Raw genomic sequence first — 330 nt, forward strand, 5'->3', positions numbered from 1 at the left:
CAACGTTTACGTTGGGACCAACGCGCCGGTAGAGCAGAGCCTGCAAGCAGTCAGCGGCGCTGATGCTTGGAAGTTCGAAAACCTGGTTCTGGACAAGACCCCGGTCAGCACTACGGTCACCGACGAGCCGGGCACCCCAGGCAACGAAGGCGATGTGGTCAAAGTCACCATCACTGCTGACCAGGTCTCGGTCGCTGAAAACGTCAAACCGACCTTCACCGTCCACATCAACACCGCGCTGGCGCACGACCTGGTCGTGACCCTGAGCAACAATGCTCAGGTCACCATCAAGGCCGGTGAAACCAGCAGCGAACCTTACACCCACGACGC

1 protein-coding gene is annotated in these 330 nt (G+C 59.7%); it reads left to right on the forward strand.

The genetic code is table 11. The features are described from left to right. A partial coding sequence (locus HU770_RS26855) for an immunoglobulin-like domain-containing protein (protein WP_186666607.1) occupies positions 1-330 on the forward strand: 330 nt, incomplete at both ends.

Origin of the sequence: Pseudomonas sp. SWRI68 (genome assembly GCF_014269165.1) — a bacterium.
Taxonomy (GTDB): domain Bacteria; phylum Pseudomonadota; class Gammaproteobacteria; order Pseudomonadales; family Pseudomonadaceae; genus Aquipseudomonas; species Aquipseudomonas capeferrum.